Origin of the sequence: Kineosporia mesophila (assembly GCF_021129235.1) — a bacterium.
GTDB classification, from domain to species: Bacteria; Actinomycetota; Actinomycetes; order Actinomycetales; family Kineosporiaceae; genus Kineosporia; species Kineosporia mesophila.
This window is the reverse complement of sequence record NZ_JAJOMA010000038.1, coordinates 13,143-36,250: the sequence shown is the minus strand read 5'-3', so window position 1 is coordinate 36,250 and position 23,108 is coordinate 13,143. Positions and strand designations below refer to the sequence as shown.

Genomic DNA, 23,108 nt, shown 5'->3' with positions numbered 1-23,108 from the left:
CGACGACGGACCAAAGACCCTGGTGGGAGCTCTCCTGCCGGCGCAGGGTCGGGGTATGGACAATCTGGCGGACGCCCTGGAGTCGGCACGACCCGGGCCGACGAAACCTTTGGACGCCGGCAGCTGCTGGGAACGGCTGCGCGGGGTCGAGGTCGGGCACCTGGCCGTCGTGGTCGACGGCAACCCCGAGATCTTTCCCGTGAACTTCGCCGTCGAGCACGAGAGCGTGGTGTTCCGGACCGCGGAGGGCACCAAGCTGCGGGCGGTGACCCGGGGCCGGGTGGCCTTCGAGGTCGACGGCTACGACGCCGGGCCGGACGAGGCGTGGAGCGTCATTCTCAAGGGGACGGCCCACGAGGTCCGGGAACTGGACGACCTGGTCGACGTCGCGGGCCTGCCGTTGTCGCCCCTGAGCGGGACGCCGAAGAGCCGGTTCGTCCGGATCGAGGTGGAAGAGATCACGGGCCGCCGGTTCGCGGTCGTCGACCCGGACATGTGGCGCAACCCGTTCACGCTCCGGCGCCGTTCCCCGCAGGAGTGACCCCGGACCGGGAGGCGAAGGGCGCAGCGGCCGGGCGCTGAGAACCCCGGACGACATCTGCGACGGCCCCTATCATGCTGGGGCCACCTCGCCCGCTCGCAGAAACTTCCTGGGGATCGCGCATGAGCTCAGACCACGGCGATCCTGAGGCCGGACCGGTCACGGCCGCGTCGCCCCTCACCTTTCCCGACCTTCCCCGCCTCGAGCTGGACGAGCTGCTCGGTCAGCTCGTGGACCGGGCCAACGAGGTGATGGGGACCCAGGGGCGTCTGCGGGGCCTGTTGCGGGCGAACCAGCTGATCATCACCGAACTGGACCTCCCGTCGGTGCTGCGCCACGTCACCGAGGCTGCCCGCGACCTGATCGGCGCTCGATATGCGGCTCTGGGCGTGATCGGTGACGGTGACGTCCTTCAGGAGTTCGTGCACGTCGGGATGCCCCCCGAGATCATTCCCGGGATCGGGCACCTGCCCGATGGCAAGGGACTGCTGGGCGCCCTGATCGAGAACCCCGAACCGATCCGGCTGGGGCACATCGCCGACGACCCCCGCTCCTCCGGGTTCCCGGACGGGCACCCACCGATGCACAGCTTTCTCGGCGTCCCCATCGAGATCCGGGGCGAGGTGTTCGGCAACCTGTACCTGACCGAGAGCACCCGGGGAGCCTTCAGCGCGGAGGACGAACAGCTCGCGCAGGCGCTGGCCGCGACGGCGGCCGTGGCGATCGAGAACGCGCGCCTTTACGCGTCCGCGCACGTGCGCGGGGAATGGCTGCAGGCCTCCGCGGCGATCACCCGCCATCTCCTCAGCCCCGACACCGACAACGCGGGATCCCTGCACCTGGTGGCCCAGAGCAGCCGGGAGGTCTCCGGTGCCGACCTCGTCGTCCTCGCTCTCCCCGGCGCCGACCGGGAGTCCCTGGCCGTCGAGGTCGCCGTGGGCGAGGGCACCCAGGGTTTCCCGGGCCGTCCGCTCGCCCTGGAGAACACCATCTGCGGGCGGGTCTTCGTGACCCAGGAACCGCTGCGCCTGCGCGACCCCGGCGAGGCGGGTTTCACCGTGCTCGCTCCGTCGGGCATGGGGATCGGCCCGGCGATGGCGGTGCCGCTGCTGGGGTCGGCGGGAGTTCACGGTGTGCTGGCGGCGTTCAAACGGGTCGGCCAGAAAGAGTTCTCGGCAGAAGACCTGACGTCGGCGAGCGGTTTCGCGAACCAGGCCGCGGTGGCCATCGAGCTCGCCCAGGCCCGGGCCGAACAGCAACGGGCAGCCATGCTCGACGAGCGGGCCCGGATCGCCGCGGACCTGCACGACCACGTGATCCAGCGGCTCTTCGGGGCCGGGCTGTCCCTGCAGTCGCTGGTCACGCGCGACCTGCCGGAACCGGCCGGGAGCCGGATCGCCGGGGTGATCGACGAGCTGGACAAGAGCATCTCGCAGATCCGGACCACCATCTTCCAGCTCCAGCGCACCCCGGGCAGCGCCCAGAGCCCCCGCGCGAGGCTCCTGGACGTCGTGGCCGAGATGGGGGTGGCCCTCGGGTTCGATCCCGGGCTGCGGTTCTCGGGCCTGCTCGATGCTCTGCGCGGCGACGTCGTCGACGACCTGGTGGCCGTGGTGCGGGAGGGCCTGAGCAATGTCGCCCGTCACGCCCACGCCCATCGGGTCGAGATCGAGGTCACGGTGTCGTCGGGCCGGCTCACACTCCAGATGGAGGACGACGGTGTCGGCCTGCGCGGTGAGCACGCGGGTAACGGTCTGGCGAACCTGCGCCGGCGCGCCGAACGCCACGGTGGTCAGGTGGATCTGCAGGCCGCCGGGGCCCGGGGCACGACCTTGCTCTGGACGGTGTCCGTCTCCTGAAGGCCTGACATCAGTCCGAGGGGCCGGCCCGGCGTACACCGAGAACCACCAGCAGGGGCCAGACCGCCTGGGCCCCGGCCGCCACGCGTTCGGCCAGGCCGAGGGGTCCGCCCAAAAACAGCGTGAGCGCGAACCATCCGGCCAGGGCGAGCAGGATCGCTCCCGCGACGATCGAGATGGGTGGACGCAGCAGCGGCGTGGTGGAGCGGGCGGCGCCCAGGAGCGGCCACACCGCCAGGGCCACGAAAGCGGCTGTGGCGGAGGCGGTGTGCGCCGGCGAAGAGCCGCCGTCACCCGGCAGCGGGAACAGGGCCACCAGCCCGGTCGCCACCCCACCGGCGCCGATCAGCAAGCGTCCGGGGCGGGCGGCCTCGGTGAGGCTGAAGGCGGTGACCAGGTGGGCCAGGCCGACCCCGAGCAGCGCGAGCGTCATGATCCAGCGATCGGTGGCGCCGACCGCGGCGAGGTCGCTGATCGAGTTCCGCAGCGGATCGAAGGCCGCCGGCTGCCGGGCCTGGGCCAGGCACCAGCCACCGATCAGCAGGACCGGAGCTGCGGTGGAGGAGTAGGCGGCGGGGGATCGCATCCGTGAACCCTAGTTCGGCGGTCGTGGGGTTCACCGCTTAGGGGCAAGGGCAGGGGCAAGGGCAAGGGCAGGGGCAAGGGCAGGGGCAGCGGCAGGGGCAGCGGCAGGCGCAGGAGCAGGCGCAGGCGCAGGGGCAGCGGCCCTGGGGCCGGAGCCGAATGGGCCGCGTTGTGTACACCTGGTACATCCGGTACCGGATGTACCAGGTGTACACAACGCGTCAGGGTCAGGCCGAGGATCACCGGGACGGCGTGCGTTCGCGGTCATCGCGCCGGGACGCCCCCTGAAGGTGACCGGCAGGACTCGGTGACCTATTCCCCCATTGATGCCACCAAAGGTTTTTGTTGACGTAAATCGCCTACACTGCTCACGGCGTGTCACTGCACGGGGCAGTGATCTCATCGACCGGGGGGTTGATCGGTGGCTCGGATCTTCATCACCTACCGCAGTGAGGATCCGGGATGGTCGGTGGCGCTCGACCGGGAACTGTCGATGGTCTTCGGGCCCGAACAGGTATTCCGGGCGAGCCGCACGATGCAGATGGGGGAGTCGTTCCCGGAGCGGATCCGGCTCGGCGTCACCAACGCGTCCGTCCTGCTCGCCGTGATCGGGCCGCGCTGGCTCGAACGGCGCGAAGGAGGACTGCGCCGCATCGACGAACCGAATGACTGGGTGCGCCGCGAGATCCGGCTGGCTCTGGAGAACGGGCTCCTGATCGTGCCGGTGCTGGTCGACGGGGTCCGCCCCCTGTCGCCCGACGAATTGCCCGACGACATCCGGGCCATCGCCGATCGGCAGTACATCCGCCTCAGCCATAAGGAAGCCGACTCCGACATCGGTCTGCTGGTCGATCGGTTGCGTCAGAGGGTGCCTGGGCTGCAGATCCAGCAGGGGACGCGCACCCGCCCGGGTGTGGGCGGCAAGACCCCAGTGCGTGGCTCGGTGGAGCAGGCCGCGCCGGGCGAAAGTGTTTCACTGTGGCTGGTTCTGACCGGTCTGGCGCTCCTCCTGCTCTCGCTCTGGCTGCCCTGGGTCAACGGTCGGCGCGTGGTGGAGAGGGGCTGGGACGAGTGGGAACTTGCAGTTCTCCTGCCCCGGGGGATCTTCGCGATCGTCGGTCTGTCGATCGCTCTCGTCTGTCTGTTGCGCGGACGGTTCGAGGCCGCAGCCATGGGCCTGGTCGGCCTCGCCGGATGCGTTGCCGTCATCGACCCGATCTGGTCATGGTGTCAGTACGATCAATACATCACGGACCGCGTCACGATCGGGATCGGTCTCTGGACAGCTGTTCTCGCGGGCCTGGTGCTGCTGGCCGCCGTGGTCTCCTGGGCCTGGCAACGGCCGTCGTCAGAAGTCAGGTACTCGCGTCGTGCCACCACGATCGTGGCCGGGGGAACGCTGATTCTTCTGGGCCAGATCCTGCAGATGGGTAGCAACGACTACTGGTTCACCACCTGTGTGGGTGTCGTGGTCCTGATGGTCGTGGTTGCCGTGCTGGCCCCGCCGCGTGTCCCCGAGTCTGTCCGGATCGCGACGCTGTCTGGATTCACAGCTCTCGCTGTGGGTTCGTTGGTCGCTGCCACCAACTATATCTGGGTCCAGCATGAATATAATGCGACGCTGACCGATTCGATGGGTCGCATTGTGCTGAACGTCGTGGTCGCGCTGGGGTTGTGGGTCGCTCTCAGTCGACCGGTACCGGCCCGGGTTCCCGCGTAAGGCTTGTCCGGTCCAACCTCGCCCGCCCCAAGTGCCTGCGGCAAGCTGTCTCCCATTGCCCTCCGGCCGGGGATCTGGGAAACACGCTGATGGGCAATGGGAAACCCCTGGTGCAGTGCCGATTCCGGGGTCACCATCGTCACCAGAAGCCGCCACCCCCTCAGGGTCGGGTGTGGGCAGCACCGGTACAGGGGGAGCGGGTCGGGATGAACGATTGCCTGCCGAGAAAGACCACGACGACGTATTATTTCAGTCTGACCGCAGGTCACGGGGAGAGCACATGCACTCAGCATCCGGCCCGGCGTTCATCGGAGCGCAGATCCGGCGCCGGCGACTGGCGGCCGGTCTCTCCCTGGGTGGCCTCGCCGACCGCGTCCACTACAGCAAGGGCTACCTCAGCAAGATCGAGAACGGCTCCAAACGGCCCGGGCCCGACCTGGTCCGGCTCTGCGACGCCGCCCTCGGGGCCGGGGGAGAGCTGCGTCGCCTGGCCGAGAGCGACGCGGCTCCCGGGGTGGTCGAGGCTTCCGGTGACTCCCGGCCGGTCAGTGGGCCGGAGATGAACCTCGACGGCGGGCCCGGGCCCGTCCTCGGCCGCCGCGAGGTCCTGGCCATCGGTGGCTCCCTGCCTCTGCTGGCCGCCGCCGGCCCCGACCGGCTGGCCACGGTGGCCGCCGACGACTCGATCCCGACCGGGTTCACCGCGATGCTGACCGAGCTGCGCAAGCTCGGCCAGAACCAGCCCCCGGGCCTGCTGCTGCCGATCCTCGACATCCAGGTGCAGACGCTGCTGGCGCTGGCCAAGGCCGCCCGCTCCGACGACCGCGGCGCGTTGCTGATGCTCACCTCCCGTTTCGCCGAGTACACCGGGTGGATGGCGCAGGAGTCCGGCGACGACCGGGCCATGGTCCGCTGGACCGATCTGGCCGTCAGCTGCGCCGGCGCTGCCGGTGACCGGGAACTGGCGGCCTACGCCCACATCCGGCACGCCAACGCCGCCCTGTACCGTGACGACGCCGTGTCCACCGTCACCCTCGCCACCCGGGCCGAGGAGGAGACGCCGGCCGGAGGCCCGTCCTCGATCCGCGTGCGGGCCCTGGCCGGGCAACGTCAGGCCCAGGGACTGGCTCTGCTGGGCCGGTACGACGACTGCCGCCGGGCCCTGGACCGCGCCGACGACCTCTTCGACCGGGCCGTCGGTGTCAGCACCCCGCTGGGGCCGACGACGGTCGCCAACCCCAGCGATCTCGTGCTCGGATGGTGCCTGCACGACCTGGGCCGCTCGCACGAGGCGGTCCCGGTGCTCGAACGGCACCTGGCGCGGGTGCCGCAGCACGCCCGCCGGGCCCGGGCCCGGGTGAAGGGCCGCCTGGCCCTGGCGGCCGCCGGCGCCGGTGACCCGGACACCGCCTGCACACTTGCCCACCAGGTACTCGAGGACGCCGTGTACGTCGACTCCGCCACCGTGCGGCACGACCTGCGTCACCTGGGCCGGGCCCTCAACCGCTGGCGCACGCGGCCCGAGGTGCAGGCCGTCTCGCCGCGCCTGGCCCAGGCACTGCGTACCTCCGCGCCCTGAGTTCCGTTTCCGGCCCGGTCTTTTCCTTCATTCGAGCTTGGGTACTGCCCGCTGCCCGGAAACGGTTCCGGCCCGCAGCGACGGCAGCCCGGTAGGGAGCTACGACCATGAGACAACGGGTCCACTGGGCCGAGCTGCTGGGGATGCTCGTCCTGGTCGGCATCAACGCCTGGGTCGTGAACGAACAGTACGGCGACCTGGCCAAGAGCATCGCACTGGTCGTGGGCGTGGCCGTCACGATCCTGGAGGTCCTGAGCTACTTCGAGGTCCTGGACGAGATCACCGGCTGGAGAGTGAATTTCCGGCAGAGCGTGAATGCCGTGTCGATAGTGGCGTCTGTCGTGCTGGTCTGTCTCGTCGTCTGGCCCGTGGTGGAGTACTTCCGGTCCGGCGACGTCACCGACCGCGTGATGCTGGAGAACAACCTGGGGATCGATCCAGGGGAAGAGGTCGGGGTCCGGGTGGACGATCTGCCGGGCGACGGCCGCGACCTGAAGATCGCCTTCGCGGTGAAGAGCCAGAATCCGGACGCCGGGTTCTGCGAACCGTTCACCTACCTGGAGACGACCGACCCGGACGATCCCGAGCGGGGCCGGCAGAACGAGGACTCGAACTTCGAGTTCACCTTTCCCACCGGGGCCTCGGGCAGGGCACTGGAATTCGCGGTGGTGGTCCGGAACGAGAACGGCGACCAGAACTGTGCCGTGAATGTCACCACGGAGAAGGCGGAGCTGAAGCGATGAACACGATGAGAAGGCGGCTGCCGGCGCTGCTGGCGGCGCTGGGACTGTGCGGGATGGCCGTCACGGCCTGCCAGCGGGAGCCGGACGGACAGAAATCGATCCATGCTGAGAGGGTCGACGTCGGACTGGTGACCGACAGTCCGGGGCTCAGCTTCTCCGACCACAAGAGTGATCCGCGGGGCTTCGACGTCGACCTGGCCCACGGGGTGGTGGGTCACCTGGGCCAGGACCAGAAGGCCGTCCCGTTCATCATCAACAACGTCGGGCAGCGCGACCAGGAACTCCTGGACCGTGACGTGGCCCTTGTTGTCGCCGCCTACTCGATCACGAAGGCCCGCAACGAGCGCGGTATCGACTTCGCCGGACCCTATCTCAAGACCGATCAGGCCTTCCTGGTGCGACCCGGGGAGAAGTTCGGCGGCGACCAGATCGGCGGCCGGCCGGTGTGCGTGATCGACGGCAGCACCGCCGACCAGGCCACGGCCGCCTGGGCCCTGGACGGGACCGATCCACGGGTGAGGTCCCGCCAGACGATCCTGAGTGATTGCATCGCGTTGCTGAAAGAGGGAACGGTCGACGCCGTCTTCGACGACGAGATCGTGCTGTACGGCTACCTGGGCGAGCTGCCGGAAGAGTTCCAGGTGAAGCTGCCCGGACGGTACGGGCAGACCCAGTACTACGGCATCGGCATCCTCGGTGGTCATCAGGACGACTGCCGGGCAGTCAACGACGCGCTGCGCGAGTATCTGACCGGACAATGGAAAACCGACTTCACCAACAACTTCGACGAGATCCCGGCCGATCGGTACGCCTCGGTCAACCCTTTCCTGCCGGACGAGGGGGATATGGGAAAGCTCTCCTGCCAGGTGAAGGACGAGCCGGTCCCGTGAAGCATTAAACGACAGATGTTGTTCAACCGGGTGTCCCGGGCCGGTCCGCGCCAGATCTCGTCACAGTGACGGGACCTGCGTCGGCCGGGTCGGGACCACGGACTCCTGTGGCCGGGGCGCCTCGGCGACAAGCTGGTCGGGTACCAACCGACGGCGAGTCACAACATCATCTGAGGTGAACAATGACCGCGGAGCAGCTGTCTGCCGCAGTCCCGACCGAGAACCAGCACGACGTATCGTTCATGGTTGACACCCTGGTCGAGGCCGGGCTGAAAGCCCTTGACGAGTATGGTTCCTTCGATCAGGAGACCATCGACCACATCGTCAAGAAGGCGTCCGTCGCGGCGCTGGACCGGCACGCCGCCCTGGCCCAGCTCGCGGTGGGGGAGACCGGGCGGGGGGTCTTCGAGGACAAGGCCGTCAAGAACATCTTCGCCTGCGAGCACGTCACGCACAGCATGGCGAAACTGCGCACCGTCGGAGTGATCAGCGAGGACGAGATCACCGGCATCACCGAGATCGCCGACCCGGTGGGGGTGATCGCCGGGATCACGCCGGTCACCAACCCGACGTCGACGGCGATCTTCAAGGCCCTGCTGGCGCTGAAGACCCGCAACCCGATCGTGTTCGCGTTCCACCCCTCGGCCCAGCGGTGCAGCGTCGAGGCGGCCCGCATCGTGCGTGACGCCGCGGTCGCGGCCGGCGCACCCGAACACTGCATCCAGTGGATCGACCGGCCCTCCGTCGAGGCGACCACCGCTCTCATGCATCACCCGGGCATCTCCACGATCCTCGCGACCGGCGGCAACGCCATGGTCCGGGCGGCCTACTCGGCGGGCAAGCCGGCGCTCGGTGTCGGCGCGGGCAACGTGCCGGCCTGGATCGAGAAGAGCGCCAAGCTGAAGCGGGCCGTCAACGACATCGTGCTGTCCAAGTCGTTCGACAACGGCATGATCTGCGCCTCCGAGCAGGCCGTCATCCTCGACGAGGAGATCTACGACGCTGCCCTGGCCGAGTTCGGCACCCTGCATGCCTACCGGGCGACCAAAGACGAGAAGCGCAAGCTGGAGAAGTTCATCTTCGGCGCGACCGCCTACGGAAAGTCTTGCAGCGGAGCAAAACTCAACCCCGACGTGGTGGGCAAGCCGCCGGTCTGGATCGCCGAGCAGGCCGGGTTCACGGTGCCGGCCGACACCTCGATCATCCTCGCCGAGGTCGGCGAGGTGGGCCCGAACGAGCCCCTGACCCGGGAGAAGCTGTGCCCGGTACTGGCCGTGCTCCGGGTCGGCTCCCGCGAGGAAGGACTACAGGCATCCACCCAGATGGTGGAGTTCCACGGCCTCGGCCACAGCGCCGTGATCCACACCAGTGACGAGGACCTGGTCGTCGAGTTCGGCAAGCGGGTCAAGGCCGTGCGGCTGATCTGGAACTCGCCGTCCTCGCAGGGCGGCATCGGCGACATGTACAACTCCTTCGTCCCCTCGCTCACCCTCGGCTGCGGCAGCTACGGGCACAACTCGGTGTCGAACAACGTCTCCGCCGTCAACCTGATCAACATCAAGCGGATCGGAAGGCGCACCAACAACATGCAGTGGTTCAAGGTGCCCTCGAAGATCTACTTCGAGCCGCACGCCATCCGCTACCTCTCCGACATGCCCGACGTGCACCGCGTCACGATCGTCACCGACCCCACCATGACCCGCCTGGGCTTCGTCGAGCGCATCGACCGGGTGCTTCAGCAGCGCCCCAACCGCGTCGTGCTGCAGATCATCGACGACGTGGAACCGGAACCGCAGATGGCGACCGTCGACCGCGGCGCGGAACTGATGCGCTCCTTCCGGCCGGACACGATCATCGCGCTCGGCGGCGGGTCGGCGATGGACGCGGCCAAGGTGATGTGGCTGCGCTACGAACACCCCGAGGTCGACTTCGACGACATGCGGGAGAAGTTCTTCGACATCCGCAAGCGGGCCTTCGCCTTCCCCGCCCTCGGTGAGAAGGCCCAACTGGTCTGCGTTCCCACCACCTCGGGCACCGGTGCGGAGGTGACCCCGTTCGCGGTCATCACCGACCAGCGCACCGGCAAGAAGTACCCGCTCGCCGACTACGCCCTCACCCCGACCGTCGCGATCGTCGACCCGGCCCTGACCGCGAGCATGCCGCGCAAGATCGCCGCCGACAGTGGTTTCGACGCCCTCACGCACGCCATCGAGGCTTACGTGTCGGTGTACGCCAACGACTTCACCGACGGTCTGGCCCTGCACGCGATCCGGCTGATCTTCGAGAACCTCGAGCAGTCCGTGCTGAACGGCGAGGGCGAGGCCCGCGAGCGCATGCACAACGCCGCGACCATCGCCGGAATGGCCTTCGGCAGTGCGTTCCTCGGCATCGTGCACGCCATGTCTCACACGCTCGGCGCCACGTTCCACGTCGCGCACGGCCGCACCAACGCGGTGCTGCTGCCGCACGTGATCCGGTACAACGGCTCGGCCCCGACGAAGCTGTCGGGCTGGCCGAAGTACGAGAGCTACCGGGCCCCGGAGCGGTTCGCCGACATCGCCCGCATGCTGGGTCTGAGCGCGTCCACGCCGGAAGAGGCCGTGGAGGTGCTGGCCGCCGCGGTCGAGCAGCTGCGCACCACAGTCGGCATCGAGTCCTCGTTCGCCGAAATCGGCATCGACGAGCAGGCGTTCCTGGCCTCCCTGCCCCAGCAGGCCCTCAACGCCTACGAGGACCAGTGCGCACCCGCCAACCCCCGCATGCCGATGCTGGAGGACATGCAGCAGCTGATGCGCGCGGCTTACTACGGCGAGAACAAGAGCTGACATGAGGGACGCCGATCCTGGCGGCCGCTGAGAGAGGCAGTTGGGCGGGTGGCCTGGTCCGGAATGGGCCGGGCCACCCGGCTGACGGTCGAGGACTGGACCGACTTGGCTGTTCAGAAGCCTTCTTCAAAGGCGGAGAGGGAGCCGTTCACCTAGTGGGCCAGGGCTGCCCGCGTCGTCGTATCGAATTGCGTCGGAACTCTTGATCCTGGATGCCGGGCGACCTGCTGGTGCTTGCCAACGTCTCGGTCAAAGTCTCCGGCATCCGCACGCTTTCACGTTGTCCGGACCACTACCCGGGCCTCTGGCCGCACCTGGAGCGGGTGCTGGAGGCATTCGGCGCCGACCGGTGCCTATGGGGTACCGACCATCTCCGCGTGGCCGGCCGCCTGCCCGGCCTCGGCCCGGTGCCGCCCTGCCCCGGACGGCATTCCTGCGCCGAGGGCCTGCACTACCGGCTCGACCGGGACGAGCTGTCCGCCGCGAAGAAGACGGCCCTGTTCGCCGGGACCGCCCGCCGGATCCTGGGCCGTCAGTGACCCACGGCCGCCAGCAACTGGTCCACCGCGCCGGTGAGTGACGCGATCACGTCTTGCTGATCGTCCAGACGCCCACCCACCATGGCCCCGTCGCGCAGCATCACGAAGGTGCGCGCGGCGCGGCCGGGGTCGGGGTGGCCCGCGGCGGTCAGCAGGTCCAGGAGGGTCGCGTGGAACCAGGCCCGGTGGGCCTGGACCGCTTGGTGGACGGGGCTTTCCGGGTCGGGGAACTCGGCTGCGGCATTGATGAACGGGCACCCGTGGAAGTCGTCCCCGCACACCGTTTCCGAGATGGCCACCACCAGCGTGTGCAGCAGCCGGGCCGGATCGGTGATCTGGCCGGCGGCCTGGGCGAACAGGCTCCGGTACTGCTCGTCGCGGGTCGTGATGTAGGCGACCACCAGGTCCTGTTTGCCGGGATAGTGCCGGTAGAAGGTGGCCCGGGTCACCGAGGCCTCGGCGAACAGCCGGTCCACGCCGATCGACCGGATGCCCTCGGCGTAGAACAACCGTGAGGCGGTGGCCAGCAGCCGGTCACGTGGCTCCGACGGGCGGGGGACGGAGACAGCCGGGGGCACACTCATTCCGCGAGCATACAGAACGCTCCTTCTCCCTTATTGACGTGAGCTGCCGGCTGTCCTAAGTTGCGAGAAAGAATAATCCTTCTCCTTAGTGACCGGAGTGCACCATGACCGGACCCGACACCGTCGTCCTCTTGCACGGACTCTGGATGACCCCGCTGAGCTGGCGCGACTGGGTGACCCGGCTCGAGGGGCGGGGTTATCGCGTGCTGACCCCGTCCTGGCCCCGGATGGACCGCTCGATCGACGAACTGCGGGCCGACCCCTCACTGGTCGCGGGCCTGGGCATCGCCGAGATCGCCGATCACCACGCCCGGTTCATCGAGGCCCTCGACCGGCCCCCGATTCTCATGGGGCACTCCCTCGGCGGGCTACTCACCCAGCAGATGCTCGATCGTGGTCTCGGCGCAGCCGGCGTCGCCATTCACCCCGGTCAGCCCCGGGGCGTCTACGGCATCCCGCTGAACCAGGTGCGCGCGGCCCTGCCGGTCCTGCGCAACCCGCTCAACCGCTCCCGCGGGGTAGCGCTCACGCCCGCGCAGTTCCACTTCGGCTTCGCCGGGGCCCTCAGCGAGCAGAACTCGCTGAAGGCCTGGGAGACCTTCCACGTCCCGGCCCCGGGCCTGCCGGTGTTCCAGGCCGCGCTCGCCAACGTCACCCCGCACGCGTCCACCCGTGTCGACTTCCGCAAACCCGACCGGGCGCCCCTGCTGCTGGTCGCCGGAGGGGCCGACCGCATCGTCCCCTCGTCGGTGGTGCGGGAGACCCACCGCCGCTACCGCACCGGCACGGTGGAGTACCGCGAGTTCCCCGGCCGTTCCCACTTCACCGCGGGCGAGCCGGGCTGGGAAGATGTGCTCGACCAGTCGCTGGAGTGGGTGCTCGCTCACCTCTGAGAGGGTGGGCGGATGGAGATCACGGATCTGGCCACGTCGTTCTCGGTGAGCTTACCGAGCTGGGTTCCGGTTGAAATACACGATGTGCCAGAACAACTGCCCACGTCGCAGGAGCGGATGGCGCTGGTGCACCGGCTGGCCGACCGTAATCACCGGGAGGGAAACGGCGGCCCGTTCGCGGCGCTGGTCGCCGAACGGGACACCGGCCGGGTGCTGGCGGTGGGCGTCAACGTCGTCCTGGCCACCGGGCTGTCCTCGGTGCACGCCGAGGTGGTCGCCCTGAGCCTGGCCCAGCAGGTCGTGGGGACCTGGGACCTGGGCGCGGCCGGTCGCCCCGCCACCGAGCTGGTGGTCAACTGGCGGCCCTGCACGATGTGCCTGGGGGCCACGCTGTGGTCCGGGGCCGGGCATCTGGTGATCGCCGGCGAGGGCCCCGAGTGCGAGCAGCTCACCGGGTTCGACGAGGGCCCGGTGCGCGACGACTGGCGCGAGCAGTTCGCCGCGCGAGGTATCACGGTTGAGTCAGATGTGCTGCGGGACGGGGCGATCCGGACCTTCAGCAAGTACGGATCGGGCGACCCACTGGTCTACAACGCCCGTCAGGGGATCGTCGGCTAGCCCACGTCCCCGGCCAGTACGTCGGCGATCGTGAACCGGCTCAGGTGGGAGGCCAGGGCGTCGGCCACGCCGTGGTCGAGCTGGGCGAGGGTTTTCTGCACGCCCCGTCCCACGTCACACGTGGGGTCGGGGGCGTGCAGGCCCAGGACCGGGTCGTCGCCCTGAAGAAGGGTCCAGACACGACTCAGAGGAATGGATTCCGGTGCCGCCACGAGCTCCCAGCCACCGCTCGCGCCCGGTTGTGAACGCACGTACCCGGCCTCGCGCAGCGGCCCCATGACGCGCCGGACGTGGACGGCGTTGACCCGGGTGGACCCGGAGAGCTCCGCGGAGCTGACGGGCATGCCGTCGGTCCGCCCGGCCAGGTAGGTCAGCACGTGGACCGCGACGGCGAACTGGGTGTTGGTGGATCGGGCCATGGTCCCATCTTGCCATTCCGTAATCATCACGACTACGGTTAACTGCAATCATGATGATTACAGATTGGATGTCATGAGCCTCGCGATCTCCGGTGCCTCCGGCGCCTTCGGGCGGGCCGCCGCCGAGTACCTCCTCCACCACACCGACCCGGGCCAGGTCGTCCTGACCACCCGCCGGCCCGGCGCCCTGAGCGATCTGGCCGACCGGGGCGCCGACGTCCGCCACGCCGACTTCAACGACCCGGCCTCACTCGACGCGGCCTTCCGGGGCGTCGAGCGCCTGCTGCTGATCTCAATCGACACGATCGGCGACCGGGTGGCACAGCACCGGGCAGCCATCACCGCCGCGGCCGCCCAGGGGGTCGGGCACGTCGTCTACACCTCGGTGCCCGAACCGGTCCCGGGCAACCCGGCCTTGGTGGTGCCCGACCACGCCGACACCGAACAGGCCCTGCGCGACAGCCCGATGACCTGGACGTTCCTGCGCAACAACCTGTACGCCCACCTGCAGGCCGGCTCGATCGCCCAGGCCGCCGCCACCGGGCACCTGGTGACCAACGGCGGGGCGGGCGCGGCGGCCTACGTGTCCCGCGAGGACTGCGCGGCCGGCGCCGGCGCGGTCCTGGCGCAGGGCGGGCACGAGAACCGGGCCTACGACGTGACCGGGCCGCAGGCCCTCACGGCCGACGACCTGGCCGCCCTCGCGACCCGGCGCAGCGGCCGGGAGGTGGAGGTGGTGCACCTGGACGACGACGCCTACACCGCCGCCCTGCGCGAGGCCGGCCTGCCCGAGCCGGTCGCGCACCTGCTGGCCACGTTCGGCGCGGCCACCCGCGGGGGATACCTGTCGACGGTTACCCCGGTGGTCGCCGATCTGACCGGTCGCGGTCCCACCGCACTGGCCGAGCTGCTCGACGGGACAGCCTCGTGAGTGACGCCCACCCAGGAACCCGGCAACGGGCGCTCGTCCTGGTGGTCCTGGCCGCCTGCGTCGCCCTCGGGCCGCTGTCCACCGACGTCTACGTACCCGGACTGCCCGACCTGGCCGGTGATCTGGGGGCGTCGGCATCCGCCGTCCAGCTGACCGTCACCGCCTGCCTGGTCGGGCTGGCCGCCGGCCAGTTGCTGGCCGGTCCGCTGAGCGACGCCCGGGGCCGGCGCGGGCCGCTGCTGTTCGGGCTCGCGCTCTACACCCTGGCCGGGCTGCTGTGCGCGGCCGCCCCCACGGTCGCCCTGCTGGTCGGGCTGCGGGCCGTCCAGGGAATCGGCGGTGCCTTCGCGGTCGTCATCGCCTACGCCTACGTCCGCGACCGGTACAGCGGAAGCCAGGCCGCGGCCTACTTCTCGCTGATGCTGTCGGTCACCGGGCTGGCCCCGGTGCTCGCCCCGCTGGCCGGTGGCCTAGTCCTCGAGGTGTCCGGCTGGCGCGAGATCTTCGTCGGGCTCGGCGGTCTCAGCGCCCTGGGGCTGGCCGGCGCGCTGCGCCTGCCGGAGAGTCACCCGGCGGCCCGGCGCAGCCGCGCCGGGGCGCGCGAAATCGCGACGGTGTACCGCCGCCTGCTGAAAGACCCCGTCCTGATCGGGTACACGCTGACGAACGCGCTGGTCTTCGCGGCGATGTTCGCCTACATCGCCGGCTCGCCCTTCGTGCTGCAACAGATGCACGGCCTGTCGGTGCAGCAGTACAGCGTGGTGTTCGCCGTCAACGGCGCCGGGATCATGGCCGCGGCCCAGATCGGCGGGGCTCTGGTGGGACGACTCGGTGCCCACACCCTGCTGGGGGCGGGCGTCGTCCTCTCGTTCACCGGTTCGGCTCTGACGCTCGGGGTCGCGCTCGCGGGAGCCGGGGTGGGGCCGACCATCGTCGCCCTGTTCCTGATGGTGGCGGGGGTGGGACTGGTCCTGCCCAACGCCCCGGCGCTGGCCCTGGAGCACCACGGTGCGAACGCCGGTGCGGCCGCGGCCCTGCTCGGCTGCGCCCAGTTCCTCGTCGGAGGGCTGGCCGCCCCGCTGGTCGGGATCGGGGGATCGTACAGCGCGGTCCCGATGGCCGTGGTGATGGCCGGTTTCACCGTGGCGGCGGTGCTGACATTCGTCTGGTGCACCCGCACCCGATCGGCGGCCCTCCGGCAGACGCGGTCAGCGTCCACCGGAGGGCCTTGTCCCGCTGAGGATCAGGGGGTGGTCCAGGCCTGCGGGGCCAGGCCGTTGCAGTCGTAGATCTGCAGCTTCGTGCCGTCGGCGGTGTTGCCCCGGGGAACGTCGAGGCAGCGCCCGGACTGAGGGTTGCGCAGGGCGTTCGCGGTGGACTTCTGCCACTGCTGGGCGCCGGAGCCGTTGCACTCCCAGATCTGGACCCTGGTGAAGTTGGCGGTTCCCTGGGCGTCGACGTCCAGGCACTTGCCGAACGCGCGGATTGTGCCGTCACTCTCGATCGACCAGCGCTGCCCGGTGGCGACCCCGCAGGTGTACAGCTGGGCCGCGCGTCCGTTGTCGGCGGTGTTGGTGTCCACGTCGAGGCACTTACCGCCGGCCCCCGTGATCGTCCCGGTCGGTCCCGGAATCCGGCCGGTGGCGAAACGCACGTCGCACTGGTTGTTCTGGCCGCGCCAGGTGGCCGCGAAGTAGACGTACGAGGAGCCGTCCTCGCGCGGCAGCGCGGGAGTGGAGTACCCGGGACACGAGGGGACGCCGGTGGCGTAGCCCCCGGTCGGGTTCACAGTGACCGGGGTGGCCGCCTCGGTCCAGGCCCCGGCCCCCAGGTTCCGGTTCACGAACAGCACGGTGCCGGACTCGGCCAGCACGCTCTTGTTGCCGGTCGGTCCGGCCACCACCCGCTGGCCCGACAGCAGCAGCGTCCCGTTGGTCCCGCCACCAGGCGTCCACGAGATGTACGGGGTGTGCAGGAGCTGGCGGCTGTCCGCGGTCTGCACCAATGTTCCCGCGCTGCCCGCGGCACCCCAGTTCAGGCCGTCCGCGCTGGTCTTCACGTAGACCTCGCAGGCGTGGTCGGCGTTCGTGGCGTCGCGGCACATCTCGTACGACATGATGAAATCGCCGTTGGGGAGCTCGGCGAACGTCTGCATGCCGGGGCGGGCCAGGTTGTCCGCCGGGAAGCTGACGTCCGCGGTCAGCGTGGAGTTCCAGCTGACCCCGCCGTTGGTGGAGGTGTAGTGCCCGATGATCTGGTTGTTCGTGGCCGTGTTGGCCGGCCGCTCGTCGGAGATGAAGCAGGCCAGGCTGTTGTTGTCGGCGACCAGGAACGCGGGCTCCCAGATCCCGTGGCCCCAGGTGTTGGGCTGCCCGGTGGTCGAGGTGCAGTTGGACAGGTACGACCAGCTCGCCCCGCCGTTGGTGCTGCGGAACACCTCGACCCTCTGCTGTGTGTAGTCGCCCACGGGCCAGGCGGTTCCGGCGGCCAGAATGTCACCGGCATTCAGGCCGCTGATGGTGCGGGGCACCTCGAACAGGGTGGGCGCCTCGATGTCCCAGCCCGCGGTGTTGGAGCTGACCGTGGAGATCTGGCTCCAGCTGTCCCCACCGTTCGTGCTCCGGTAGATCGGCAGGGTGCCCGGCGCGTTGTGGCCACCCTTGGCGAAGGTGGCCAGCATCGTCTGGTTGCTGGAGTTGTCGTGGTCCAGGCGGATGGCCCGCGGGTACCCGGCCGTGCCGTTCGGGAACGCGCCCAGATCAGGGGAGTACAGCACCTGCCCCGGGCTCGCGGCCGCCGCCGGGCCGGCCGTGACCGGCCCGGTGACAGCGGCTACGAGCAGGAGCAGGGCCAGCATGGCGAGTGACCGGTAGCGGTGACGCAATCGTCCTTGGTTGCGCATCGTTTCGTCCTTCCGTGGACTGGGTGGTGCAGGATGGGTTTTAGGGGCGGGCCCCGCGCCGGTTCGGTTCCTCCACCGGGGCCGCGTCGACGAATGTGCGCGCACGGATGTGGTTCTCGTCGTCCACCAGCCACAGCCACAGCCGGGCGGGGCCGGAAGCAGGGACGCGGACGGTGACCGTGTCGGTGAGGGTGAAGGGAAGCGCGGTGAGACTGCCGCTCCCGGCGGACGCGGCTGGTAGGGGCCGGTTCGCGGGGTGGCCGGCCGGGGCCCAGCCGGCCCTGATGCGACCGGTCAGCGGAGTCGGTCCGTGGTGCGAGACATGCACACCGAGGGTGAGCTCTTCGGTGGGGACGGGGATGTCGGCCCCGGCCGCGGCCGGGACCAGGTCGACGACCAGCACCGTGTCGGCGTTGACGTCGCGGGGGTTCAGGCCGCCCAGGTCTTTGGCGCGGCGGTCGTAGTCGAGCAGCCCGGCCATCTCGTGCTCGATGTCGGTGAGCTCGGTGTACACGTAGCCGGCGAAGCGGTCGTGGCGGCGCAGCTCCTGGGTCTGCCAGCGCAGGTGCCAGGCCCGTTCCAGGCTGGTGAACCCGGCACCGTACTCGCTGTTCAGCAGGGGCAGTCCGGTGCGGGGGTGAGAGTCGTTGGCGTACAACGATTTGTCCACCACGAAGTCGGCGCCCAGCCGCACCGGGAAGTCCTCGCGGTGCCCGGCCGCCAGGTCGGCGAGGTTGCGGGCCCAGGAGCCGGGATCCTCGTCGTAGTAGTGCCAGTCGACCAGGTCGGTGAGCACGTGCGACCAGCCGGAGTTCTCCACGATCGGCCGGGACTCGTCCAGCGACCGGAGCTTCTCGTAGGCGGCGCGGGCCGCCTTCGCACGCTCCGGGCTGCCCGGGATGTCCCAGTCCAGGCCCCATTCCTCGTTGTAGAGGCCCCACACCACGATGCTGGGGTGGTTGCCGTCCCGCTCGACCATGGCCGGCAGCTGCTCCTCGAAGGCGCGTACCCCGTCCGCACCGAAACGGCTGGGCGCCGGTGGCTCGGCCCACACCAGCATGCCGACGGTGTCGGCGTGGTGCAGCCAGCGCGGGTCCTCGAGCTTGATGTGCTTGCGGACGAGGTTGTAGCCGTGGTCACGCGCGATCCGCAGATCGTGGAGCAGGGCCTCGTCGTCGGGGGCGGTCATCCCGGTGCCGGGCCAGTAGCCCTGGTCAAGGATTCCGCGCAGGTACAGCCGGGAGTCGTTGAGCCACAGCTGTTCCCCGATCACCTCGATCCGGCGCAGGCCGCCGGTCAGGGTGACGACGTCGGGAACCTCGTCGGCGGTGGCCAGCTCGATCCGGTACAGGTGCGGGTCGTCGGGCGACCAGGGCCGGGGCCGCCCGACCGGGAGCCAGCCGCTGAAGTGGCCGTCCGCGTCCGCCGTCAGCTCGATGCTCTCGTGGGCCGCCGATCCCTCGACGATGCGGGCGGTGACGCGGGTGCCGGCCGGGGTGTCACCGCCCAGCCGCCCGGTCACCTCGAAACCGTTGAGCAGGTCGCCGTTCAGCCCGGCGTGCTCGACGTACGTGCGGCCGCGCCCCTCCAGCCAGACGCTCTGCCAGATGCCGGAGGAGGGAGTGAAACAGACCCCGTCGTAGTCGGTGCGGGGGACGGAACGCTGCTTGCCGTGGGCAATCTGGCGCTTGTCGGCGGGGGCGTGCACCTGCACCTCGAGCCGGGCCGTGGCGCCGGGCGGCAGCAGATCGGTGACGTCGATCTCGAAGGGCGTGTAACCCCCGACGTGGTGGGCCACTTGCTGGCCCTCCAGCAGGACCCGGGCCTCGTGGTGCACCGCGCCGAAGCACAGCACCACCCGGTGGCCCGACCACCGGGCCGGTGCTGTCACGGTTCGGCGGTAGGTGGCCCGCTCCAGCCACGTGCGGGCGACTCCCGAGGCGCTGGTCTCCCAGGCGAACGGGACCGTCACGGTGACCACGTCGTCCTCAATTTCAAGATCCCAGAGGCCGTTGAGCGACAGCCAGCGGTGCGAGCGGTCACGGTCGGGCCGGGGGAATTGAGGACGAGGTACCTCACCGACGGTGTCGGCAGCGGTTTCGTCGATGGTGGCGGGAGCGTCGGTGAGAAGCTCGGGCGGGGAGGTCATGGCAAGCCTCTCAGGAGTGGTGGGGAAGGTCAGCCCTTGACGCTGCCGGCGAGGATGCCGTTGACGAAATATCGTTGTAGCGCAATGAAGATGATGACCAGGGGGAGCATGGCGAGGGAGGCGGCGGCCAGCAGTTCGCCGGTGACGGTGGCGTAGTCGGCGCCGATCCGGTTGCCGGTGATGTTCTGGGCGAGGGTGGAGAGCACGACCTGGAGCGTGGCCATGCGTTCGCTGTTGGCCACGACCACCGGCCAGACGAAGTCGTTGTAGATGTTCATGACGGTCAGCACCCCGAGACCGGCCAGGGCGGGCCGGATCAGCGGCATCACCACCCGGGCGAAGATCCCGAACTCGCCGCAGCCGTCGATACGGGCGGCGTCGAGCAGTTCGTCGGGGATCTCGGCGATCACCTGGCGCATCCAGAAGATCGCGAAGGCGTCGACGGCCCCGGGCAGGATCAGCGCCTGGTAGGTGTTGACCCAGCCGAGCTCCTTCATCTGCAGCAGCAGCGGGATGATCAGCACGATGGTGGGCAGCATAAGGGTCACCAGCACCGCCCCGAAGAGCACGCCGCGGCCCGCGAAACGGTACTTGGCGAAGGCGAAAGCGGCCAGGGGCGCCAGCAGCAGGGTCAGGGTGCCCTTGCTGACCAGCACGATCGCGGTGTTGACGAATCCCTGCACCAGGGGCACGTCGTCGAGCACCCGCCGGAAGTTCTCCAGGGTCAGGGTGGAGAGGTTGAGGCCCAGGGGGTGGGAGACGATCTCGGTGGGCGGGCGGAACGCCGAGACCACGGCCCACACCACCGGGGCCAGCGACAGCACGAGCACGGCCCCGAGAAAGGTGTGGGCCCCGATCGAGGCGACAGTGCGCCGGGATGGGTTCATGTCAGTCCTCCGACCGCAACAGGCGCACGAACAGCAGCGACAGCAGCATCACGACCACGACGAGCAGGAAGGAGTTGGCTGCACCGGTGCCCAGATCGGCCTGGTTGATGTGCTTGTACAGCAGGAAACCGGCGGTGGTGGTCGAGTTGTAGGGCCCGCCCTGGGTGACCACGAACGGCTCGGCGAACATCTGGAACACCGCCAGGGTCTGCATCACCCCGGCGAAGGCCAGGGTGCGGCGGATCAGCGGGACGGTCAGCGACCAGAGCTTGCGCAGGGTGCCGGCGCCGTCGATCTCCGCGGCCTCGTAGAGCGTCTCGTCCAGGCTCTGCAGGCCGGACAGCAGGATGACGACGATGAAACCCGTGGTCTTCCAGATGAACAGCAGTGCGAGCGTGGGCTTGGCCCAGGTCGTGGTGGTCAGCCAGCCGACGTCGGGCAGGCCGACGACGGAGAGGATCTGGTTGACGGCGCCGTAGTCCTGGTCGAACAGCACCACCCAGATCTGCGCGACGGCCACCAGCGGGGTGACGAACGGGACCAGGTACGAGACCCGGTACACGCCCCGCAGGCGCAGTTTGGCGTTGTTCAGGCAGACGGCGATCAGCAGGGCCAGCACCATCTGGACCGGCACGACGAGCAGCCACAGCATCGCCGAGTTGCCCAGCGAGGACCAGAACGCCTCGCTGCCCAGAAGGTACGTGTAGTTGCCCCAGCCGACCCACTGCGCGGTGCCGGAGCCGCGCCAGTCGGTGAAGCTCAGCCGGAGGGTGAAGAGCATCGGGTAGATGCTGAACGCCGCGAACAGCGCGATGAACGGCGCGACGAACACATAGGGGGCCAGCCGGCGGCGCAGGTGGGCCGCGCGCCGGGCCTTCGGCGGTGGAGGTGCCGGGGCCGGTGCGGCCCGGGTCGCCGGGGCGAGGGTCATGGCGAGGTCCTTCAGCTACGGTCGATGAGGTTCTTCTGGATGTCCGGGCCCGCCTGGTCGATGACCTGGGCCGGGGTGAGGTCGCCGTCGAGCATCCGCTGCAGGTCGTTGCCCAGGTAGTCGACGGCGCCCGACCACCAGGCGGGAATGGCGGCGCCGGCGGGGATCTGGAGCCCGGCCGCGGTCGCGGTGGCCCACAGGTCCTGGCCGCCGAGGGCCTCCAGCGGCTTGAACAGCGGCTTGTCCGGGTTCGCGGCCGGCCGGTAGCTGGGGATGGAGGTGTTCAGGCCCTGCGGGTACACGTCGTTGGGACCCCACACCGCCTCGTACCCGGCCTCGTCGAACATCAGGAACTCGTAGAACAGCCAGGCCAGGCCCGAGTTGGCGCCGGCCTTGGGCAGCACGAACGAGGAGCCGCCCATCGCACCGCTGCGGGCGCCGCCGGGCTCCCAGGCGGGCAGGGGCATGGCCCGCCAGTCGCCGGAGGTCTTGGGCAGCTGCTGCTGCGGGGCGTAGGAGAACCAGATGGCCCACGGGTAGAAGACCTGGTCGCCGGACTCCAGGGCGCCCACGTCGCCGGGGGTGAGGTACTCGGCGCGGGTGCCCAGCTTCTCCTTGCTGACGGTGTCGAGCCAGGTCAGGATCTTCGTGTAGGCGGGGGAGTCGAGCTGGAGCTGGCCGTCGCCACCGGCCAGGGCGGTGCCCAGCTGGCCGGCGAACATCTCGAGCTGGAGCTGGCCGAGGAAGGCGCTCTGCTCCAGGTGGATAGGGCCGGACCCCGGCCGGTACTCCTGGTACTTCCGGGCGGCCGCGAGCAGGTCGTCGTAGGTCTCGATCGCCTCGACGTCGACACCGGCTGCCTTCAGGGCCTTCTCGTTGTAGAACAGCAGACCCGGGTCGAGATCGTAGGGCACGCCGTAGATCCCGCCGCCCAGTGAGCTGACGGCCACCTTTTGCGGGGCGATGTCCGGGAGGTAGGGCTTCAGCACGTCCTTGAGGTCCCACAGGTACTCGGAGAACCCGCCCACCTTGGCGTCGTCGAGGAACACCCCGTCCGGCACGTCGGTGCCGGTGATCAGCGTGTTCTGGAGCTTCGCGTCGATGTCGACGGCCTCGTGCCGGACCTTGATGTTCGGGTACTTCTGGTTGAAGGCGGGGATCGCGGCCTTGAAGACCTTGAACAGGTCGCCCGAGCGGTCCCAGATGACGATCTCGCCGGAGGGATCGCCGGTGGGGGCCTTGAGCAGGTCGGTCTTCGCCGCCCCGCCGCTGCCGGAGTCACCGTTGATGCTGGGACCGCAGGCGGCCAGGGCGCCGGCCAGGGCGGCCACGAGCAGGCCGTTCATCTGGCGGCGGGAGAGGCGGCCCGTCGCGGAGGAGTCCGGACGTGCTGGTACTGCTGACATTCCCGTCATGGGGGCACTCCCTTGTGCACGAGCTGATGCGGCGGTCCACATCGCTTTGCCTACGTGTGCAAACTAGAACGTTTTTGCGCACGTAGGCAAGCCCTAAA

General features: G+C 69.6%; 20 protein-coding genes. 12 read left to right on the top strand and 8 right to left on the bottom strand.

The window, feature by feature from the left end:
* Positions 1–55 precede the first annotated feature (55 nt).
* Both LR393_RS32995 and LR393_RS32990 read left to right on the top strand, forming a co-directional pair.
* On the top strand, positions 56–541 hold the full coding sequence (locus LR393_RS32995; RefSeq protein ID WP_231489142.1) for a pyridoxamine 5'-phosphate oxidase family protein: 486 nt from the start codon (positions 56–58) through the stop codon (positions 539–541).
* A gap of 122 nt (positions 542–663) precedes the next feature.
* Complete coding sequence (locus LR393_RS32990) at positions 664–2,400, top strand: sensor histidine kinase (protein ID WP_231489141.1); 1,737 nt, start codon at positions 664–666, stop codon at positions 2,398–2,400.
* A gap of 10 nt (positions 2,401–2,410) precedes the next feature.
* Here the strand turns inward: LR393_RS32990 and LR393_RS32985 are convergent, their stop codons facing one another.
* Positions 2,411–2,986, bottom strand: coding sequence for a DUF998 domain-containing protein (locus LR393_RS32985; RefSeq protein ID WP_231489140.1), 576 nt, complete (start codon positions 2,984–2,986; stop codon positions 2,411–2,413).
* Positions 2,987–3,406: 420 nt separating this feature from the next.
* Here LR393_RS32985 and LR393_RS32980 point away from each other — a divergent pair, with 420 nt between their 5' ends.
* The 6 genes from LR393_RS32980 to LR393_RS32955 all read left to right on the top strand — a co-directional run bounded on the left by LR393_RS32980 (position 3,407) and on the right by LR393_RS32955 (position 11,281).
* Positions 3,407–4,705, top strand: a complete 1,299-nt coding sequence (locus LR393_RS32980; RefSeq protein ID WP_231489139.1) for a toll/interleukin-1 receptor domain-containing protein — start codon at positions 3,407–3,409, stop codon at positions 4,703–4,705.
* A gap of 280 nt (positions 4,706–4,985) precedes the next feature.
* The gene (locus tag LR393_RS32975) at positions 4,986–6,284 is read left to right on the top strand and encodes a helix-turn-helix domain-containing protein (RefSeq protein ID WP_231489138.1); all 1,299 of its coding nucleotides are present in this window, start codon (positions 4,986–4,988) and stop codon (positions 6,282–6,284) included.
* 107 nt (positions 6,285–6,391) lie between these two features.
* Positions 6,392–7,027 (top strand): hypothetical protein, encoded by a 636-nt coding sequence (locus LR393_RS32970; protein ID WP_231489137.1) that lies wholly within the window; start codon positions 6,392–6,394, stop codon positions 7,025–7,027.
* Positions 7,024–7,917: a transporter substrate-binding domain-containing protein gene (locus tag LR393_RS32965; RefSeq protein WP_231489136.1), complete on the top strand. Its 894-nt coding sequence runs from the start codon at positions 7,024–7,026 to the stop codon at positions 7,915–7,917. Before LR393_RS32970 ends, LR393_RS32965 begins: the two co-directional genes overlap by 4 nt.
* Positions 7,918–8,099: 182 nt before the next feature.
* Complete coding sequence (gene adhE / locus LR393_RS32960; RefSeq protein WP_231489135.1) at positions 8,100–10,742, top strand: bifunctional acetaldehyde-CoA/alcohol dehydrogenase; 2,643 nt, start codon at positions 8,100–8,102, stop codon at positions 10,740–10,742.
* 212 nt (positions 10,743–10,954) lie between these two features.
* Positions 10,955–11,281, top strand: a complete 327-nt coding sequence (locus tag LR393_RS32955; RefSeq protein WP_231489134.1) for an amidohydrolase family protein — start codon at positions 10,955–10,957, stop codon at positions 11,279–11,281.
* Here LR393_RS32955 and LR393_RS32950 read toward each other — a convergent pair.
* Positions 11,275–11,865, bottom strand: a complete 591-nt coding sequence (locus LR393_RS32950) for a TetR/AcrR family transcriptional regulator (RefSeq protein ID WP_231489133.1) — start codon at positions 11,863–11,865, stop codon at positions 11,275–11,277. The genes LR393_RS32955 and LR393_RS32950 overlap by 7 nt on opposite strands.
* A 104-nt stretch (positions 11,866–11,969) precedes the next feature.
* Between LR393_RS32950 and LR393_RS32945 the strand changes: the two genes are divergently transcribed.
* Both LR393_RS32945 and LR393_RS32940 read left to right on the top strand, forming a co-directional pair.
* Positions 11,970–12,758: an alpha/beta hydrolase gene (locus LR393_RS32945; RefSeq protein ID WP_231489132.1), complete on the top strand. Its 789-nt coding sequence runs from the start codon at positions 11,970–11,972 to the stop codon at positions 12,756–12,758.
* An 18-nt stretch (positions 12,759–12,776) separates the two neighbouring features.
* Positions 12,777–13,376, top strand: a complete 600-nt coding sequence (locus LR393_RS32940; RefSeq protein WP_407937373.1) for a nucleoside deaminase — start codon at positions 12,777–12,779, stop codon at positions 13,374–13,376.
* Here LR393_RS32940 and LR393_RS32935 read toward each other — a convergent pair.
* Positions 13,373–13,795 carry an RrF2 family transcriptional regulator gene (locus tag LR393_RS32935; protein ID WP_231489130.1) on the bottom strand — a complete coding sequence of 141 codons (423 nt, stop codon included), beginning with the start codon at positions 13,793–13,795 and terminating at the stop codon, positions 13,373–13,375. The genes LR393_RS32940 and LR393_RS32935 overlap by 4 nt on opposite strands.
* Before the next feature lie 73 nt (positions 13,796–13,868).
* Between LR393_RS32935 and LR393_RS32930 the strand changes: the two genes are divergently transcribed.
* Positions 13,869–14,726 (top strand): NAD(P)H-binding protein, encoded by an 858-nt coding sequence (locus LR393_RS32930; protein WP_231489129.1) that lies wholly within the window; start codon positions 13,869–13,871, stop codon positions 14,724–14,726.
* A complete protein-coding gene (locus LR393_RS32925; RefSeq protein ID WP_231489128.1) occupies positions 14,723–16,015 on the top strand; it encodes a multidrug effflux MFS transporter in 1,293 nt (430 codons plus the stop codon). The genes LR393_RS32930 and LR393_RS32925 overlap by 4 nt, the downstream gene beginning before the upstream one ends.
* On the opposite strand, the gene LR393_RS32920 is transcribed toward LR393_RS32925, so the two are convergent.
* Genes LR393_RS32920 through LR393_RS32900 form a run of 5 tightly spaced genes read right to left on the bottom strand, consistent with a single transcriptional unit; the run spans position 15,970 to position 23,010 of the window.
* Entirely contained in the window at positions 15,970–17,628 is a 1,659-nt protein-coding gene (locus tag LR393_RS32920; RefSeq protein WP_231489127.1) for a sialidase family protein, read from the bottom strand. The two genes, LR393_RS32925 and LR393_RS32920, sit on opposite strands and share 46 nt — an antisense overlap.
* Positions 17,629–17,668: 40 nt before the next feature.
* The gene (locus LR393_RS32915) at positions 17,669–19,777 is read right to left on the bottom strand and encodes a glycoside hydrolase family 2 protein (protein WP_231489126.1); all 2,109 of its coding nucleotides are present in this window, start codon (positions 19,775–19,777) and stop codon (positions 17,669–17,671) included.
* 29 nt (positions 19,778–19,806) lie between these two features.
* Positions 19,807–20,664 carry a carbohydrate ABC transporter permease gene (locus LR393_RS32910; RefSeq protein ID WP_231489125.1) on the bottom strand — a complete coding sequence of 286 codons (858 nt, stop codon included), beginning with the start codon at positions 20,662–20,664 and terminating at the stop codon, positions 19,807–19,809.
* 1 nt (position 20,665) lies between these two features.
* Positions 20,666–21,595 carry a carbohydrate ABC transporter permease gene (locus LR393_RS32905; protein ID WP_231489124.1) on the bottom strand — a complete coding sequence of 310 codons (930 nt, stop codon included), beginning with the start codon at positions 21,593–21,595 and terminating at the stop codon, positions 20,666–20,668.
* 11 nt (positions 21,596–21,606) lie between these two features.
* Positions 21,607–23,010: an ABC transporter substrate-binding protein gene (locus tag LR393_RS32900; protein ID WP_231489123.1), complete on the bottom strand. Its 1,404-nt coding sequence runs from the start codon at positions 23,008–23,010 to the stop codon at positions 21,607–21,609.
* Between the last annotated feature and the right edge of the window lie 98 nt (positions 23,011–23,108).

What these genes read in the sequence shown, in the direction of transcription:
- LR393_RS32995 (WP_231489142.1), top strand. Translation starts at nt 56, where the DNA reads ATGGACAATCTGGCGGACGCCCTGGAGTCGGCACGACCCGGGCCGACG.
- LR393_RS32990 (WP_231489141.1), top strand. Translation starts at nt 664, where the DNA reads ATGAGCTCAGACCACGGCGATCCTGAGGCCGGACCGGTCACGGCCGCG.
- LR393_RS32985 (WP_231489140.1), bottom strand. Translation starts at nt 2,986, where the DNA reads ATGCGATCCCCCGCCGCCTACTCCTCCACCGCAGCTCCGGTCCTGCTG.
- LR393_RS32975 (WP_231489138.1), top strand. Translation starts at nt 4,986, where the DNA reads ATGCACTCAGCATCCGGCCCGGCGTTCATCGGAGCGCAGATCCGGCGC.
- LR393_RS32970 (WP_231489137.1), top strand. Translation starts at nt 6,392, where the DNA reads ATGAGACAACGGGTCCACTGGGCCGAGCTGCTGGGGATGCTCGTCCTG.
- LR393_RS32965 (WP_231489136.1), top strand. Translation starts at nt 7,024, where the DNA reads ATGAACACGATGAGAAGGCGGCTGCCGGCGCTGCTGGCGGCGCTGGGA.
- adhE (WP_231489135.1), top strand. Translation starts at nt 8,100, where the DNA reads ATGACCGCGGAGCAGCTGTCTGCCGCAGTCCCGACCGAGAACCAGCAC.
- LR393_RS32955 (WP_231489134.1), top strand. Translation starts at nt 10,955, where the DNA reads ATGCCGGGCGACCTGCTGGTGCTTGCCAACGTCTCGGTCAAAGTCTCC.
- LR393_RS32950 (WP_231489133.1), bottom strand. Translation starts at nt 11,865, where the DNA reads ATGAGTGTGCCCCCGGCTGTCTCCGTCCCCCGCCCGTCGGAGCCACGT.
- LR393_RS32945 (WP_231489132.1), top strand. Translation starts at nt 11,970, where the DNA reads ATGACCGGACCCGACACCGTCGTCCTCTTGCACGGACTCTGGATGACC.
- LR393_RS32935 (WP_231489130.1), bottom strand. Translation starts at nt 13,795, where the DNA reads ATGGCCCGATCCACCAACACCCAGTTCGCCGTCGCGGTCCACGTGCTG.
- LR393_RS32930 (WP_231489129.1), top strand. Translation starts at nt 13,869, where the DNA reads ATGAGCCTCGCGATCTCCGGTGCCTCCGGCGCCTTCGGGCGGGCCGCC.
- LR393_RS32920 (WP_231489127.1), bottom strand. Translation starts at nt 17,628, where the DNA reads ATGCGCAACCAAGGACGATTGCGTCACCGCTACCGGTCACTCGCCATG.
- LR393_RS32915 (WP_231489126.1), bottom strand. Translation starts at nt 19,777, where the DNA reads ATGACCTCCCCGCCCGAGCTTCTCACCGACGCTCCCGCCACCATCGAC.
- LR393_RS32910 (WP_231489125.1), bottom strand. Translation starts at nt 20,664, where the DNA reads ATGAACCCATCCCGGCGCACTGTCGCCTCGATCGGGGCCCACACCTTT.
- LR393_RS32905 (WP_231489124.1), bottom strand. Translation starts at nt 21,595, where the DNA reads ATGACCCTCGCCCCGGCGACCCGGGCCGCACCGGCCCCGGCACCTCCA.
- LR393_RS32900 (WP_231489123.1), bottom strand. Translation starts at nt 23,010, where the DNA reads ATGACGGGAATGTCAGCAGTACCAGCACGTCCGGACTCCTCCGCGACG.